The sequence below is a fragment of the Brenneria rubrifaciens genome, assembly GCF_005484945.1.
Classification (GTDB): Bacteria; Pseudomonadota; Gammaproteobacteria; order Enterobacterales; family Enterobacteriaceae; genus Brenneria; species Brenneria rubrifaciens.
The window spans coordinates 983,136-998,564 of the sequence record NZ_CP034035.1 but is presented as its reverse complement, the minus strand read 5'-3'; the positions used below and the strand labels follow the sequence as shown (position 1 = coordinate 998,564).

The 15,429-nt window shown below is 50.7% G+C and carries 15 protein-coding genes; 13 read left to right on the top strand and 2 right to left on the bottom strand.

From position 1 onward, the window contains the following. Positions 1–3: 3 nt before the first annotated feature. From cyoB to EH207_RS04670, 6 genes are all read left to right on the top strand, one after another. Entirely contained in the window at positions 4–1,995 is a 1,992-nt protein-coding gene (gene cyoB / locus EH207_RS04695; RefSeq protein ID WP_137712943.1) for a cytochrome o ubiquinol oxidase subunit I, read from the top strand. Then, positions 1,985–2,599 carry a cytochrome o ubiquinol oxidase subunit III gene (locus tag EH207_RS04690; protein ID WP_137712942.1) on the top strand — a complete coding sequence of 205 codons (615 nt, stop codon included), beginning with the start codon at positions 1,985–1,987 and terminating at the stop codon, positions 2,597–2,599. The genes cyoB and EH207_RS04690 overlap by 11 nt, the downstream gene beginning before the upstream one ends. Beyond that, positions 2,599–2,931 carry a cytochrome o ubiquinol oxidase subunit IV gene (locus EH207_RS04685; RefSeq protein WP_137712941.1) on the top strand — a complete coding sequence of 111 codons (333 nt, stop codon included), beginning with the start codon at positions 2,599–2,601 and terminating at the stop codon, positions 2,929–2,931. The genes EH207_RS04690 and EH207_RS04685 overlap by 1 nt, the downstream gene beginning before the upstream one ends. A gap of 14 nt (positions 2,932–2,945) precedes the next feature. Continuing rightward, positions 2,946–3,836: a heme o synthase gene (gene cyoE, locus EH207_RS04680; protein ID WP_137712940.1), complete on the top strand. Its 891-nt coding sequence runs from the start codon at positions 2,946–2,948 to the stop codon at positions 3,834–3,836. A gap of 447 nt (positions 3,837–4,283) precedes the next feature. After that, on the top strand, positions 4,284–4,928 hold the full coding sequence (locus EH207_RS04675; RefSeq protein WP_137712939.1) for a hypothetical protein: 645 nt from the start codon (positions 4,284–4,286) through the stop codon (positions 4,926–4,928). A 246-nt stretch (positions 4,929–5,174) separates the two neighbouring features. Then, positions 5,175–6,539, top strand: coding sequence for an MFS transporter (locus EH207_RS04670; RefSeq protein ID WP_137712938.1), 1,365 nt, complete (start codon positions 5,175–5,177; stop codon positions 6,537–6,539). Between the two features lie 105 nt (positions 6,540–6,644). Here EH207_RS04670 and EH207_RS04665 read toward each other — a convergent pair whose 3' ends face one another. Beyond that, entirely contained in the window at positions 6,645–7,136 is a 492-nt protein-coding gene (locus EH207_RS04665) for a YajQ family cyclic di-GMP-binding protein (protein ID WP_137712937.1), read from the bottom strand. A 190-nt stretch (positions 7,137–7,326) separates the two neighbouring features. Between EH207_RS04665 and panE the strand changes: the two genes are divergently transcribed. Further along, the gene (gene panE, locus EH207_RS04660; protein ID WP_137712936.1) at positions 7,327–8,238 is read left to right on the top strand and encodes a 2-dehydropantoate 2-reductase; all 912 of its coding nucleotides are present in this window, start codon (positions 7,327–7,329) and stop codon (positions 8,236–8,238) included. Continuing rightward, complete coding sequence (yajL, locus tag EH207_RS04655; protein WP_137712935.1) at positions 8,201–8,791, top strand: protein deglycase YajL; 591 nt, start codon at positions 8,201–8,203, stop codon at positions 8,789–8,791. The genes panE and yajL overlap by 38 nt, the downstream gene beginning before the upstream one ends. 33 nt (positions 8,792–8,824) lie before the next feature. On the opposite strand, the gene thiI is transcribed toward yajL, so the two are convergent. Then, entirely contained in the window at positions 8,825–10,273 is a 1,449-nt protein-coding gene (gene thiI, locus EH207_RS04650; RefSeq protein WP_137712934.1) for a tRNA uracil 4-sulfurtransferase ThiI, read from the bottom strand. Between the two features lie 249 nt (positions 10,274–10,522). Here thiI and xseB point away from each other — a divergent pair, with 249 nt between their 5' ends. From xseB to EH207_RS04625, 5 genes are all read left to right on the top strand, one after another. Beyond that, the gene (xseB, locus tag EH207_RS04645) at positions 10,523–10,765 is read left to right on the top strand and encodes an exodeoxyribonuclease VII small subunit (protein WP_137712933.1); all 243 of its coding nucleotides are present in this window, start codon (positions 10,523–10,525) and stop codon (positions 10,763–10,765) included. 5 nt (positions 10,766–10,770) lie between these two features. After that, on the top strand, positions 10,771–11,682 hold the full coding sequence (gene ispA / locus EH207_RS04640; RefSeq protein WP_137712932.1) for a (2E,6E)-farnesyl diphosphate synthase: 912 nt from the start codon (positions 10,771–10,773) through the stop codon (positions 11,680–11,682). Positions 11,683–11,702: 20 nt separating this feature from the next. Then, positions 11,703–13,568 carry a 1-deoxy-D-xylulose-5-phosphate synthase gene (dxs, locus tag EH207_RS04635; protein ID WP_137712931.1) on the top strand — a complete coding sequence of 622 codons (1,866 nt, stop codon included), beginning with the start codon at positions 11,703–11,705 and terminating at the stop codon, positions 13,566–13,568. 121 nt (positions 13,569–13,689) lie between these two features. Then, positions 13,690–14,133 (top strand): CesT family type III secretion system chaperone, encoded by a 444-nt coding sequence (locus EH207_RS04630; protein WP_137712930.1) that lies wholly within the window; start codon positions 13,690–13,692, stop codon positions 14,131–14,133. A gap of 316 nt (positions 14,134–14,449) precedes the next feature. Continuing rightward, positions 14,450–15,394 (top strand): type III effector, encoded by a 945-nt coding sequence (locus EH207_RS04625; protein ID WP_137712929.1) that lies wholly within the window; start codon positions 14,450–14,452, stop codon positions 15,392–15,394. The last annotated feature ends 35 nt before the right edge of the window (positions 15,395–15,429 follow it).

Sequence of the window (15,429 nt, the reverse complement as noted above, 5' to 3'; positions counted from 1 at the left end):
ACGATGTTCGGAAAACTTACACTCGATGCGGTTCCCTATCAAGAACCCATCATCATGGTCACCGTGGCGGCGATCATCGTCGGCGGCCTGGCGCTGCTGGCGGCGATAACCTATTTCGGCAAGTGGAAATGGTTATGGTCGGAATGGTTTACCTCCGTGGACCATAAGAAAATCGGTATTATGTATGTCATCGTCGCGCTGGTGATGATGCTCCGCGGTTTTGCCGATGCCATCATGATGCGCGGCCAACAGGTTCTCGCCTCTGCCGGGCAAGAAGGCTTCCTTAACGCCCACCATTACGATCAAATCTTTACCGCGCACGGCGTTATCATGATTTTCTTCGTGGCGACACCGTTTGTGGTTGGCTTGATGAACCTCGCCGTTCCGCTGCAAATCGGCGCGCGCGACGTTGCCTTCCCGTTCCTGAACTCTCTGAGTTTCTGGCTGTTCGTCGCCGGCGTCATTCTGATCAATATCTCTCTGGGAATAGGCGAGTTCGCACAAACCGGCTGGGTCGCTTACCCGCCGCTTTCCGGTAAGGAGTACAGCCCCGGCGTCGGGGTCGACTACTGGATATGGAGCTTGCAGATATCCGGTCTGGGCACCACGCTGACGGGGGTCAACTTCTTCGCCACCATTATGAAAATGCGCGCGCCCGGCATGACATTGATGAAAATGCCGGTCTTTACCTGGACCGCGCTGTGTACCAACGTATTGATTATCGCCGCGTTCCCGATTCTGACAGTGACGATCGCGCTATTGACGCTTGACCGTTATCTCGGCACCCATTTCTTTACCAACGATATGGGCGGCAACATGATGATGTACATCAACCTGATTTGGGCCTGGGGTCATCCTGAGGTTTATATTCTGGTGCTGCCGGTGTTTGGTATCTATTCAGAAGTGGTTGCCACATTCTGTAAAAAACGGCTGTTTGGCTACACCTCTCTGGTGTGGGCAACCATCGCGATTACCGTATTGTCATTTATTGTTTGGCTGCACCACTTCTTCACCATGGGATCGGGCGCGAACGTTAACGCCTTCTTTGGTATCGCCACCATGATTATTTCAATCCCGACCGGGGTTAAAATCTTCAACTGGCTGTTTACCATGTATCAAGGCCGAATTCAGTCGCATTCCGCCATGCTATGGACCATTGGTTTCATCATCACCTTCTCCATCGGCGGGATGACCGGGGTTCTGTTGGCGGTTCCCGGCGCTAACTTCGTGCTGCACAACAGCCTGTTCCTGATTGCTCACTTCCACAACGTGATCATCGGTGGCGTGGTATTCGGATGCTTTGCCGGTATCACTTACTGGTTCCCGAAAGCGTTTGGCTTCACCTTGAACGAAACCTGGGGTAAGCGCGCGTTCTGGTTCTGGATCATCGGCTTCTTCGTTGCCTTTATGCCGCTTTACGCGCTGGGCTTTATGGGCATGACCCGCCGTCTGGGCCAGCAAATCAACCCGGAATTCCACCCGCTGCTGGTAGTAGCCTCCGTGGGTGCCGGGCTGATTGCAATGGGTATTCTGTGCCAACTGATACAGTTCTACGTCAGCATCCGCGACCGTGACCAGAATCGTGACCTGACCGGTGATCCGTGGGACGGCAGGACGCTGGAATGGTCCACGTCTTCCCCTGCGCCATTCTATAACTTCGCTACCGTACCGTACGTGCATGACCGTGATGCATTCTGGGATGCCAAAGAGAAAGGCGAAGCCTACAACAAACCTGCGGGTTATGAAGAGATCCACATGCCGAAAAATACCGGCGCTGGCGTAATCATCTCGGCATTCAGTCTGGCATTCGGTTTTGCCATGATCTGGCACATCTGGTGGATGGCCATTATCGGCTTCGCTGGAATGATTGTGACCTGGATCGTGCACAGCTTTAACCAGAACGTTGATTATTACGTTCCAGTTAAAGAAATTGAAAAAATCGAGAATCAGAATTTTGATCAAATCAGCAAAGCAGGTCTGAAAAATGTCAACTGAAACTCTGACTAACCCTAACGCCGCCCATGCCGAGCATGGGCACCATGATGCAGGAGCCACTAAGGTATTCGGCTTTTGGATCTACCTGATGAGCGACTGCATTCTGTTTGCGTCTTTGTTCGCAACTTATGCGGTGTTGGTCAACGGTACGGCGGGCGGTCCTGCGGGCAAGGACATATTTGATCTGTCCTTTGTACTGGTGGAGACGTTCGCTCTGCTGTTCAGTAGTATTACTTACGGCATGGCGATGCTCGCCATGAACAAAGGCAACAAATCTCAGGTCATTACCTGGCTGGGCTTGACCTTCATGTTCGGCCTGGCGTTCATTGCGATGGAGATCTATGAATTTTATCACCTGATCGCCGAAGGTTACGGCCCGGATCGCAGCGCATTCCTGTCCGCTTTCTTTGCGCTGGTCGGCACGCACGGAATTCACGTGACCGCAGGTTTGATCTGGCTGGCCGTCATGATGATTCAGGTTTCCAAACGCGGCCTGACCGCAACGAACAAAACCCGTCTAATGTGCCTGAGCCTATTCTGGCACTTCCTTGATGTGGTATGGATTTGTGTCTTCACCGTTGTTTACCTGATGGGGGCGATGTAATGAGTCACTCAACAACCGATCATGCAGGCGCCAGCCACGGTAGCGTTAAATCCTATCTGATTGGTTTCGTACTGTCCGTTATTCTGACAGTCATTCCTTTCGGCATAGTTATGTCTGGTTCTGCCTCGCATAACACCATTCTTCTGACCGTTCTGGGATGTGCGGTTATTCAGATTCTGGTGCACCTGGTGTACTTCCTGCATCTGAATTCGTCGTCTGAAGAACGGTGGAATGTGGTGGCCCTGGCGTTCACCGTCCTGATTATTGCGATTGTCGTCGTGGGCTCCATCTGGATTATGATGAGCGCGCACAACAACATGATGCTCCAGTAACTGAGCCGTAAAAGATGATTAAGCAATACCTGCAAGTCACTAAACCAGGAATTATTTTCGGTAATCTAATTTCTGTGATCGGCGGATTTCTCCTTGCTGCCCAGGGCAGCATTGATTATCCCCTGTTTCTCGCCACCCTCGCTGGGGTATCGCTGGTCGTTGCGTCTGGTTGTGTGTTTAACAATGTCATTGACCGCGATATCGACAAAAAAATGGAGAGAACCAGAAACCGGGTTCTGGTAAAAGGACTGATCTCACTGAAGGTAACGCTGGTTTACGCTTCATTGTTGGGTATTGCTGGTTTCACGCTACTGTATACCGCAGCCAACCCGCTGGCGATGTGGCTGGCGGTAATGGGATTTGTGGTTTATGTCGGTGTTTATAGTCTGTATATGAAGCGCCATTCAGTTTACGGCACGCTGATTGGCAGTTTGTCAGGCGCCGCGCCGCCGGTTATCGGCTATTGTGCCGTCAGTAACCAGTTCGATGCGGGCGCACTGATTCTGTTGCTGATTTTCAGCCTGTGGCAGATGCCCCACTCTTATGCGATCGCCATATTCCGCCTCAAAGATTATCAGGCTGCCAACATCCCGGTTTTACCGGTGGTCAAAGGCATTTCCGTCGCAAAGAATCATATTACGCTTTATATCCTCGCGTTTATGATTGCCACGCTGATGTTGTCTCTGGGCGGCTACGCGGGTTACAAATATCTGGTGGTCGCTGCCGCGGTCAGTGTGTGGTGGTTAGGAATGGCGTTGTCTGGTTATAAAAATGCCAATGATGACCGGGTATGGGCAAAAAAATTGTTTATGTTTTCTATTGTCGCCATTACCTCACTGAGCGTCATGATGTCCGTTGATTCAATAGCCCCGGCGCATGAGGTATTGCTGACCTACCTGCGTTAACAGAAATGGCATTTACAACGCATTCATCCTGAAAACAGGCGGCACATCCGCCTGTTTTTCCTTTACTTCTCTTCATCCGTCCTTGTCTTGCCAAATCACATCACAAAACCTTCCCGATGGATTTTGACTATCGCCGCCATGCCTGAACCGCAAAGTATGCAGCTTTTATTCCGGCGCCCTTTTGGGAACTTATTGTCCCCGGACTCCACTCAGCCAATGTTAAACATTTTGCCGTGGTGAAAGAAAAAGACGTTCGTGCTCTACGCACCATGCTGTGTCTGCCAGAAAATAATAATGTACCGTTGTGTAAAACAATAAATTATTCACTGGAGGCTAAATGAAAAATATTTCTTTTGATGAAAACTTAGGTCGTTTCGAGGAAATGTCTTTAGCCTCTTCAAGTTATTCTTCAACATTATATACGATACACCTGATTTTAAAGCGGGTTTGTCAGAACAGACACATCTTACGGCAAAATTTGAATCAGAAGCCAAACACAGTGTATTAAAAGGATTAAGCTATATATCCAAACATGTCAATCCAAATAAGAAATGGGGGATGCTAATTAATCTCGCCTCTGTAGTGAAGGATAATACCTTTGCCTTAAATCGCAATTGCATTTATTGCAGTAAGGCCGTTGATCTAAATATCAATGCTATGGTTAATAGCGATTATAAAACTTTCTACGTGGCGGAAAACGCAGCAGCAGGAAAGCTGGACGAGGGTATCGCAACAATGCAAGAGCATCCCGTTACCGCTGATACCTCTGTTTCTACAGTACTTTTATCGCATATTAAACCAGGAGAAAAAGCCATCATCGTTGTACCGTTGAAAAACAGAGAGTTCAGTCACTGTATGAATTTCGTTCACCTCGCTGGCAACGGTATTGTCATTGATGGGCAACAGAGTAAGCTGTACAACTTAAATAATAATGCAGATAAAAAAACATTTGATTCTCTCTATGGTGTCGCGTCGAAAGACATAAAGTCAGCACGTATATATATGACGGGAAGCGTATCGGATATAAAAAATGAAGCCTGGGAAATGGTAGAGCATACTCACTTTTCGGATAATGAATGGGAGAAACTGTAAAAGAAACGTCTCCCTGCCGTTCTGATAAGGGTCATCCATGTTTCAGGCCGTCCCTCAACGAGCGTCCTTTGCAGTGTATTTTCTGGAATTACGAGGGTTCCTCCACAAAATCACCATCGATAAACCACCGCTATCCCAGGCTGAAAATAAAGCCAACATACCTGTAATTTGTAATATTAAGGGTATACGTTTACGGAATACCGGATAGCGAATTAGAATAACGCCGACTGTTCTCCAGAGGTAAGCATGAACGATAACAAAATGACCCCGGGTGAGTTGCGTGCCACATGGGGCTTAGGTACGGTGTTTTCACTACGCATGCTTGGCATGTTCATGGTACTGCCCGTACTAACCACCTACGGTATGGCGTTACAAGGCGCCAGCGAAACGCTTATCGGTATCGCGATTGGCATCTATGGCTTGATGCAGGCTATTTTTCAGATCCCGTTTGGACTGCTGTCGGACCGGGTCGGCAGAAAACCGCTAATCGTAGGAGGATTACTGATTTTTGCTGTGGGAAGCATCGTTGCCGCGCTGAGTGATTCAATCTGGGGCATCATTCTTGGCCGGGCTTTGCAAGGATCGGGCGCGATCTCCGCCGCTGTCATGGCCTTGCTTTCCGATCTGACGCGCGAACAGAACCGCACCAAAGCCATGGCATTTATTGGCGTCAGCTTCGGCGTCACCTTTGCGATTGCCATGGTTGTCGGCCCAATTGTCACGCACGCATTTGGGTTGCATGCGCTCTTCTGGGGTATCTCGTTCCTGACTGTTATAGGTATTTTTATCACGCTCACCATAATCCCCGCCGCGCCAGCGCATATCCTCAATCGCGAGTCGGCTATCGTACGCGGCAGTTTTCATAAAGTGTTGGCGAATAGCCGGCTGCTAAAGCTGAACTTCGGCATTATGTGCTTACATATCTTGCTGATGTCCAGCTTCGTAGCCTTGCCTAGAGTACTTGAGAAAGCAGGCTTACCCCCGCAGGATCACTGGAAAGTCTATTTGGTTACCATGCTGATCTCATTCGCCGGCGTCGTGCCCTTTATTATTTATGCCGAATTGAAGCGACGGATGAAGCAAGTGTTCGTCGGCTGTATCATCGTACTGATCGCGGCTGAACTGGTGTTATGGCAGGCGGAAAACGCTATCTGGCAGATTATTTTCGGGGTGCAGCTGTTCTTTCTGGCCTTCAACGTCATGGAAGCGTTGTTGCCTTCACTCATCAGCAAAGAGTCGCCGGCAGGCTATAAAGGGACCGCGATGGGCGTCTACTCGACCACGCAGTTTATTGGGGTGGCGATCGGCGGCAGTCTTGGCGGCGGACTTTTCGAGCTGTACGGGGCGTCATTTGTCTTTATCGCGGGCGTCGTGATTGCCGCTATCTGGTTACTGGTCGGGTTTACCATGCAGGAGCCTCCTTACCTAAGCAGTCTGAGAATTACGCTTTCCGATTTGGCATTAAAAGATAACCAACTTGAGCAGAAAATGCGCACTCAGCCCGGCGTGGCGGAAGTGATCATCGTGCCTGATGAATGCAGCGCTTACGTTAAAATCGACAATAAAAAAACCAGTAGAAAACAGTTGGAAGCACTGGTCAGTCCGTCATAAAAATCGCCGGGAGCGATTTTTAACGTCGCTTGCGGCGGCCCGCAGGGGAGCGGGCAGAGATTGCCCGCTATAAAACAGGCCAGAGAACGTTGGCCTGTAAAGAGACTAATCGCGAAAATTGATGAACTGGAACGGTTGCCCCAAATCGGCGGCGCGCACTAACGCCATCACACTTTGCAAATCATCACGAGATTTCCCCGTCACGCGAATCTGTTCACCCTGGATCTGTGCCTGGACTTTCAGCTTGCTATCTTTAATCAGCTTCACAAGCTTTTTCGCGAGCGCGCTTTCAATACCCTGCTTCAGTTTAGCCTCAACGCTGTAGGTTTTACCGCTATGATCCATCTCCTCGGGGACTTCCAGCGAGCCGCTCTCAATACCGCGCTTCATCAACTTTTCACGCAGAATATCGATCAATTGCTGAACCTGAAAGTCCGACTCGCTGGCCGCCTTGATAGTTTGTGATTTTTCATTCAACTCAAAGTTGGCCGGAACATTGCGAAAATCCCAACGGGTGCTCAGCTCCCGCGTCGCGTTTTCCACCGCATTGCGGACTTCCTGCATATCAATTTCCGAAACAATATCGAAAGATGGCATAATTTGTTCTCCTGCAAGGTTAGCTGGCGAGCATAATAACCGCTCCTTTGTCATAAACAAAATGCGCGTCAACAGGTACGGTCAGACTTTACTCCGTCACGCAGATTCATTAGCCTGATAAACAAATATCATGCAAATTATGACCTAGGGGTCGGCCTAAACAAGAACGCCAGTTCAAAGGGAGAGTCAAATGAAAATCACCGTTCTTGGTTGCGGCGCTCTCGGCCAATTGTGGCTTGCGACCTTGCATCAACAGGGACATGACGTTCAGGGGTGGCTGCGAATCCCACAACCGTTTTGCCCCGTCAATGTGACTATGCTGGATGGGCAACATTGTAATCTTAACCTTACCGCGAACGATCCCGATCACCTGAGGCAAAGCGATCTGTTGCTCGTGACGTTAAAAGCCTGGCAAGTTTCCGGTGCCGTCGCCGCACTACTGCCACAGCTCAACCCTCGTTGCACCATTTTGCTTTTGCATAATGGGATGGGTGTTCGCGAAGAGCTGCCTGCGCACAAACAGCCATTGATTATCGGCATCACCACCCACGCCGCACGCCGCGATGCCACCACGGTGGTTCATGTAGCCTCAGGGACTACACATATCGGATCGATTGATGATGCGGATCCTCAGCAAAGCCATTTTGCCGAAATTCTGCATCAGGCATTACCCGACGTCGCCTGGCACAATAACATTGCCGCGACCTGCTGGCTTAAACTGGCCGCAAACTGCGTCATTAATCCGTTGACCACGATCTATCAGTGTACGAATGGCGAGTTGCGGGCTTATCCAGAACAGATTAAATCGCTTTGTCAGGAAGTGGCCGACGTGATGGATCGCGAAGGATTCCGCACATCTGCCGACAGCCTGCTACTCTATGTTAACCAAATTATTCAGAATACCGCCGCCAATACCTCATCGATGTTGCAAGACATCATGGCGCAGCGTCATACCGAGATTGACTACATTACCGGTTATCTGCTGCGCCGGGCGCGTAATCATGGTCTGACGTTGCCTGAAAATAGCCGTCTTTTTAAACAAATCAAACGAAAGGAGAATGAATATGAGCGCCTCAGTACTGGTGTGTCTGGCTCCTGGTAGTGAAGAAACGGAAGCGGTCACAACTATCGACTTGCTGGTCAGAGCAGGCATTCGGGTAACGCTTGCCAGCGTCGCCAGTGACGGTAACCTGGAAATCACCTGCTCCCGGGGTGTCCGGCTTCTGGCCGACGTGCCTTTGGTTGAGGTCGCGGATCGTCATTTTGACGCACTGGTGTTACCCGGCGGGCAGCAAGGCGCCGAATGTTTCCGGGATAGCCCCTTACTGGTGGAATGTATTCGTCAGACCAATCAGGATGGAAGAATTGTAGCCGCGATGTGCGCGACGCCCGCGCTCGTGCTTGAACACCGCCAGCTTTTCCCCGTCGGTAACATGACCGGTCACCCGGTATTAAAAGATAAGATTGCACCAGAAAAATGGATGGAAAAGCGAGTCGTTTACGACCCGCGCGTCAATCTATTGACCACCCAAGGGCCGGGAACCAGCATGGATTTCGCCCTGAAACTGATCGATTTGTTATTGGGCAAAGAAAAAGCGGCGGAGGTCGCCGCACAGTTGGTACTCCCGCCAGGCATTTACAATTATCAGGATTAGAATCTAAACCTGTAAAAAAAGCGCATTCGGTCACTAAGGGCGATAAACTTTTACATTAGTAAACCCTTGCTCATGCAGATAAAGCGCCTGTAGGCGGCTCATCACGCCGCGTTCACAATAAAGCAGATAGGTTTTACTCTGATCAAGATCGCCAAACTGCGTGCCCAATTTATAGAACGGCAACGGCTTGATCTCAACCTGCTCCAGCGCTAACGGGTTCTCTTCCTGTTCATCCGGCGCACGGATATCAAGTAGCACGTCCGTTGGCGCAAACGCCACCACGGTTTCCACTTCAATCACATCCTGCCGGGTCTGCTCGGCAATTTCACGAATATCGATATTGCGGGCTTCGCTGACGACACGCTCCAGAATAGCGAAATCAAAGTGACTTTCCTGTTCTTCAATTTTCGACTTCACCGCTTTTACCGTTGGGCTTCTGGAGATAACACCACAGTATTCCGGCATCGTTTTGGCGAAATCCTCCGTACCCAGTTCACGGGCCAGCTTAATAATGTGCTCTTTATCATGAGAAATCAGCGGCCGCAAAATGAGCGTATCTGACGCATTATCAATTAACCGCAGATTAGTGAGCGTCTGGCTGGAAACCTGGCCGAGCGCCTCTCCCGTGACCAGCGCCTGTACCCCATAGCGTTCCGCCATCTGTGACGCTGCGCGAACCATCATGCGTTTAAGAACCACACCCATCTGACCATCGTCGATTTTTGCCAGAATCTCGCTGACCACTGGCTCAAAATCAATGGAGATAAAACGTACCCGGTGCGAGCTGCCATAGCGATTCCACAAATAATGCGCCACCTGCTTAACGCCAATCTCATGAGCGGCGCCGCCTAGATTAAAGAAACAGTAGTGCACGCGGCAGCCGCGGCGCATCAGCATATAACTGGATACACCCGAATCAAAACCGCCGGAAATCAGCGACAGCACATCTTCCTGCGTCCCAATAGGGAAACCGCCGATCCCCTCATTGCGGGCATTAACCAGCAGTAAACGATCCTGATCGATTTCCAGATGAACCGTGACCTGCGGCGAGGAGAGGTTGACCCGCGCCGTTTCGATATGTTGATTAAGACCGCCGCCGACATAGCGTTCAACATCCTGAGAGCTAAACTCATGCTTTCCTCGGCGTTTTACGCGAACGCAAAACGTTTTTCCGATCAGTTGCTCGCGATATAGCGCCAGCGTCTGCTCAAAAATGTCGTGAACATCGGTATAGACGCGCTCTTCAACATCCAGAATGTGATGGATACCGGGGATACGCGTCAGGGCATCACGAATAGCTTCGCGCTGACGTTCGTCTTTTGCCCGAACTTCGATATGATCCCAGTGACGGACAACCGCCAGCGTTTCATCATAGTTTTTTACGACGTTGCGAATGTTACCGGTTAGAATTTTGATAAAGCGCAACCGCACAGATTGGCTCTTGATGGTGATTTCCGGGAACAGTTTAATGATAAACTTCATGGTGGCTATCGTTACTTGGTCAGAAAGGCGTAAATAAATTTACCCCTGTGCACTAAAATCACGTTATCGGTAAAATCAACATTACAAGGACGGTTTTACCGATAGCATCCAGGGCGCGGAGTATATCATTATATAAAGGTATGCTGTGCGTTTTAACCGTATAATTGCGTGGTCATCCGTGGGTGACTGAACACGAAATAACGTGATGCCTCGACCAGGCAACTACGTATAACCCAGGACTCAAAACCTATGCCCAAAAAAACAGCGCTGCCGGTCAGCTTTGAAAACTCACTAAACGAACTGGAAAAAATCGTTACCCGGCTGGAGTCGGGCGAGTTGCCATTGGAAGAGGCGCTGAATGAGTTTGAGCACGGAATACAGTTGGCGCGTCAGGGACAGCAAAAATTGCAACAGGCAGAGCAACGAGTGCAAATTCTGCTGAGCGACGAAACTGATGCGGCCCTGTCGCCGTTTACCCCGGACAGTGAATAATAGCTATGGCGGATTTCACCGAGCAGTTGAATGCTCATTATCAGCGTACAAACCGTACATTAAGCCACTATCTCGCCACCCTTCCCTTTCAGAGTAGTCCACTGGTTAATGCTATGGGTTATGGTGCACTGTTAGGAGGTAAGCGGCTGCGCCCGTTTCTGGTCTACATCACGGGAGAACTGTTTGGCGCGCCTTTGGAAAGTCTGGATGCGCCAGCCGCGGCGGTAGAATGCATTCACGCCTATTCGTTAATTCATGATGACCTGCCGGCTATGGACGATGACGATTTGCGCCGCGGTCAACCGACCTGCCACATTAAATTTGGCGAAGCCAGCGCAATTCTGGCCGGTGACGCGTTGCAAACGCTGGCATTCTCTATTCTGGCCGACGCGCCAATGCCCCTGGTATCCGATCGTGATCGATTGGCGATGCTATCTGAGCTGGCGCAGGCCAGCGGGGTTTCTGGCATGTGCGGCGGTCAGGCGCTGGATCTGGAAGCGGAAGGCCGTCAGGTGGATCTTGCCGCACTGGAGCAAATCCACCGTCACAAGACCGGGGCGTTGATCAGAGCGGCGGTCAGACTGGGCGCGCTGACGGCAGGCGACGCCGGCCGCGCCGCGTTGCCGTTTCTCGATCGTTATGCCAACGCGATTGGACTGGCCTTTCAGGTGCAAGACGATATTTTGGATGTAGTGGGCGATACCGCCACGCTCGGCAAACATCAGGGGGCCGATCAGCAGTTGGGCAAAAGCACCTACCCCGGTTTGCTGGGGCTGGAGAACGCGCGAGAAAAAGCACGGGCTCTCTATCAGGAATCACTGGCCTCTTTGGATGATTTAGCAGCATCGAGTCCGATACCACTGAATATTGCGCCATTACAGGCGCTGGCGAATTTCATCGTTGAGCGCAACAAATAAAATCTCTAAATGAGTCTCTAATGAGTTTTGATACAGCGAAATACCCTACACTGGCGATAGTGGATACACCCGATGAGCTTCGCCTGCTGCCGAAAGAGAGTCTGCCGAAGCTGTGTGATGAACTTCGTCGATATCTGCTGGACAGCGTCAGCCGTTCAAGCGGTCATTTTGCCTCAGGATTAGGTACGGTTGAACTCACCGTCGCCCTGCATTATGTCTACAACACCCCTTTCGATCACCTGGTGTGGGATGTGGGCCATCAGGCTTATCCGCACAAGATCCTGACCGGTCGCCGGGATCGTATTTCCACTATCCGTCAGAAAGGCGGCTTACACCCGTTTCCGTGGCGGGATGAAAGCGAATACGACGTATTGAGCGTCGGTCACTCATCGACCTCCATTAGCGCCGGATTAGGTATGGCGGTTGCCGCAGAACGGGAAGGAAAAGGCCGTCGCACCGTGTGTGTAATTGGCGACGGCGCCATTACAGCAGGCATGGCCTTTGAAGCCATGAACCACGCAGGCGATATCCGTTCCGATCTGCTGGTGATACTGAACGACAATGAAATGTCGATTTCAGAAAACGTCGGGGCGCTGAACAACCATCTGGCGCAATTGCTGTCAGGCAAACTTTACGCCAGCCTACGCGAAGGTGGTAAGAAAGTGTTATCCGGCCTGCCGCCGATAAAAGAGCTGGTAAGGCGGACGGAAGAGCATCTCAAAGGCATGGTCGTGCCGGGGACGCTATTTGAAGAACTTGGTTTTAATTATATCGGCCCGGTGGACGGTCACGATGTGCAGACGCTGGCCCATACGCTGAAAAACATGCGTGACCTGAAAGGCCCGCAATTGCTGCATATTATGACCAAAAAAGGCAAAGGCTACGCACCAGCCGAGCAAGATCCGATTAGCTGGCATGCGGTGCCGAAATTCGATCCTGCCAGCGGCACACTGCCAAAAAGTAAAGACGGCGCCCTGCCCACCTATTCCAAAATTTTCGGTCAATGGCTACAGGAAACCGCAGCCAAAGACAGTAAATTAATGGCCATCACGCCCGCCATGCGCGAAGGGTCAGGCATGGTACAGTTCTCGAAAGACTATCCGCAGCAATACTTCGATGTGGCGATTGCCGAACAGCACGCCGTCACCTTCGCCGCCGGTCTCGCGGTGGGCGGCTACCACCCTGTTGTCGCCATTTATTCCACCTTTTTGCAGCGCGCCTACGATCAGGTTATCCATGACGTCGCCATTCAGAACTTACCGGTGATGTTCGCCATCGATCGCGGCGGTATTGTCGGCGCGGATGGACAAACCCACCAAGGGGCCTTTGATCTCTCTTTCTTACGTTGTATCCCGAACATGATCATCATGACGCCCAGCGACGAAAACGAGTGCCGCCAGATGCTTCATACCGGCTACCATTATCAGAAAGGCCCAACGGCCGTGCGTTACCCTCGCGGTAACGGTTCGGGAGCGGAACTGACCCCGCTGGCTGAATTGCCGATTGGCAAAGGGGTCATTCGCCGACAGGGAGAAAAGCTCGCTATTCTGAATTTCGGTACACTATTACCAGAAGCGCAAAAAGTGGCGGACGAGTTGAATGCCACGCTGGTCGATATGCGTTTTGTCAAACCGTTGGATGAAGGGTTGATCCTGGAAGTGGCCAACACGCATTCCCTACTCGTGACGCTGGAAGAAAATGCCGTTATGGGCGGAGCGGGCAGTGGTGTGAATGAACTGCTGATGGCAAAACGCGTGGCGCTGCCGGTACTGAATATCGGCTTACCGGACGCCTTCGTTCCTCCGGGCTCACAGGAAGAAATCCGCGCCGACCTCGGCCTGAACGCCGCCGGCATTGCGCGCCGCATCAGGGCATGGCAGTCCTGACCACTTCCTGCAACACGAAATAGCGCTTTAACCGGCGTTATTCCGCTCTTCTTTTTTTCACCCAATACGGAACCTAAGCCACTCTCATGCCACTCAAAGAAAATTTTTAAGGAGAAACTGCATGAGCAGTACGCGAGGTTTCCATATCGTCATGTCTAAGCTCATGAAGCAGTATCAGGTTGATGCGGAGAAAGCGGAGCAGAGCGGACATGACGTGTATATCATCACACTGGAAGACGAAATGCAGATCTTGCTGCTGGGTAACCAGCAAGATTACCTGAACATTATGAGTCCCGTCGCCCCACTGTCGCCAGACGTCAGCATGCGACCCGACGTTCTGTTGTCACTGCTCTCCATGAACATGTGGAACACTAAACATCCGGTTTTCAACATCGGTCTTGATGCCGAAAAGATGCAGGTTATGCTCTCATGCCGGCAAGCGCTTGCCGAACTGGATGAAACTGAAACCTATCAGTTGGTGAGCACATTTATTGATACCGCTGCCAAACTTAAAAGCTGGCTTCTTAAACAAATCGAGGCCGGACGCAAAGTGAACCCGGAGTAAAGAGCCTAATGTAAGCACAACAGGCTTATCGCTCGCCACCTGAATAGCCGTCAAAGGACTGACTGCATGACACATTACAGATATTTCTCTGGTAACTCCACGATCGATCCCCTAGCAAATTTTTCTCATGAGCCAGTTGTCAAACTGCATGAGGCGGTATTGCCCAGTTCACCGTCAATCGCCAACGTGCCGCGCAGTTGGCACTGAATCAATCACCTATATTAACCGCCGGAGTCATCTTAATTTTGTCATAACACTCCAACCCATTAACTTAGCACGCTAAGTTATCTTAATAAAAAAGAGGATAGAACTCATCATGAACAACCTACAAAACCGGTATTTCTATGGAGGCACCATGGTAAACCCACTGGAAAACTTCAGCCAGGAACACGTGGTTAAATTACATGACGCGGCTAGCCCGCAGGAATTGGGCATCGGTTCTTATAAAGGCAAACTCGTCAGAGTAAACACATCGACGATGGAGCATCTGAAACTGGCGCAGGAAACCCTACGCAAAACCAAGATGATTCTGCCCTACGGCGCCAGCAACCAAATCTCAGATATCGTACATACAGAGGGAGCATCTCTGGCACGCGGAATCATGAAAAACACGCTGGTCCCTCCGTCACCAACACCATCACCCTATGCCAACGCGAAAGTTGCTGCCCATTTTCAGGCAGGCGGCAGTAGAGAACATGCTGATGTGGCGTATACGCTTCTGGCGCAAAAACGCATTAATGCGCCGGTGCTCGAGGTAAGGGATAACAACAGGGATCATGATTACGTACTGATTGGCGATCCGCGAGATCAAACATGGGGCGAGAAAAACACTGTCGTCGTTGATCCCTGGGTCAGATATCCTTCCGCAGTCACGCTCAAACAGGCTAAAAATCACAACCCCGATTCGCAACCAATTCATCAAAGAGAGCGTAATGCCGCTCCTGTGCCCGACGCACACAGATTAAATAGTATTAAGCATGTTACAAAAAAGGAACTGTATGACTTTTCGTTTGACACTAGTTTACCCCTTATCGGCCCAGAGTATCTCAGGGAACTGGCGGTTGATGATGAATTTGAGAGCATACCTGATGAGAAAACTGTCGCCAAAGACCCCAGCACACGCTATACGAGTAACTTTATCAACGCAAAATCCATGGATAAAATCGCGCAGGCAACGGTGTTACGGCAACGTGCAGCACAGCAAGCCATGGAAAGTTCACCTTATGTAGCCCCTGTGTTACGTGAACGCGCAGCACAGTAAGCCATGGAAAGTACCTGATACAGCCGCTGTTCACG

Coding starts and splice junctions, on each gene's coding strand:
- cyoB (WP_137712943.1), top strand. CDS start 4: ATGTTCGGAAAACTTACACTCGATGCGGTTCCCTATCAAGAACCCATC.
- EH207_RS04690 (WP_137712942.1), top strand. CDS start 1,985: ATGTCAACTGAAACTCTGACTAACCCTAACGCCGCCCATGCCGAGCAT.
- EH207_RS04685 (WP_137712941.1), top strand. CDS start 2,599: ATGAGTCACTCAACAACCGATCATGCAGGCGCCAGCCACGGTAGCGTT.
- cyoE (WP_137712940.1), top strand. CDS start 2,946: ATGATTAAGCAATACCTGCAAGTCACTAAACCAGGAATTATTTTCGGT.
- EH207_RS04670 (WP_137712938.1), top strand. CDS start 5,175: ATGAACGATAACAAAATGACCCCGGGTGAGTTGCGTGCCACATGGGGC.
- EH207_RS04665 (WP_137712937.1), bottom strand. CDS start 7,136: ATGCCATCTTTCGATATTGTTTCGGAAATTGATATGCAGGAAGTCCGC.
- panE (WP_137712936.1), top strand. CDS start 7,327: ATGAAAATCACCGTTCTTGGTTGCGGCGCTCTCGGCCAATTGTGGCTT.
- yajL (WP_137712935.1), top strand. CDS start 8,201: ATGAGCGCCTCAGTACTGGTGTGTCTGGCTCCTGGTAGTGAAGAAACG.
- thiI (WP_137712934.1), bottom strand. CDS start 10,273: ATGAAGTTTATCATTAAACTGTTCCCGGAAATCACCATCAAGAGCCAA.
- xseB (WP_137712933.1), top strand. CDS start 10,523: ATGCCCAAAAAAACAGCGCTGCCGGTCAGCTTTGAAAACTCACTAAAC.
- ispA (WP_137712932.1), top strand. CDS start 10,771: ATGGCGGATTTCACCGAGCAGTTGAATGCTCATTATCAGCGTACAAAC.
- dxs (WP_137712931.1), top strand. CDS start 11,703: ATGAGTTTTGATACAGCGAAATACCCTACACTGGCGATAGTGGATACA.
- EH207_RS04630 (WP_137712930.1), top strand. CDS start 13,690: ATGAGCAGTACGCGAGGTTTCCATATCGTCATGTCTAAGCTCATGAAG.
- EH207_RS04625 (WP_137712929.1), top strand. CDS start 14,450: ATGAACAACCTACAAAACCGGTATTTCTATGGAGGCACCATGGTAAAC.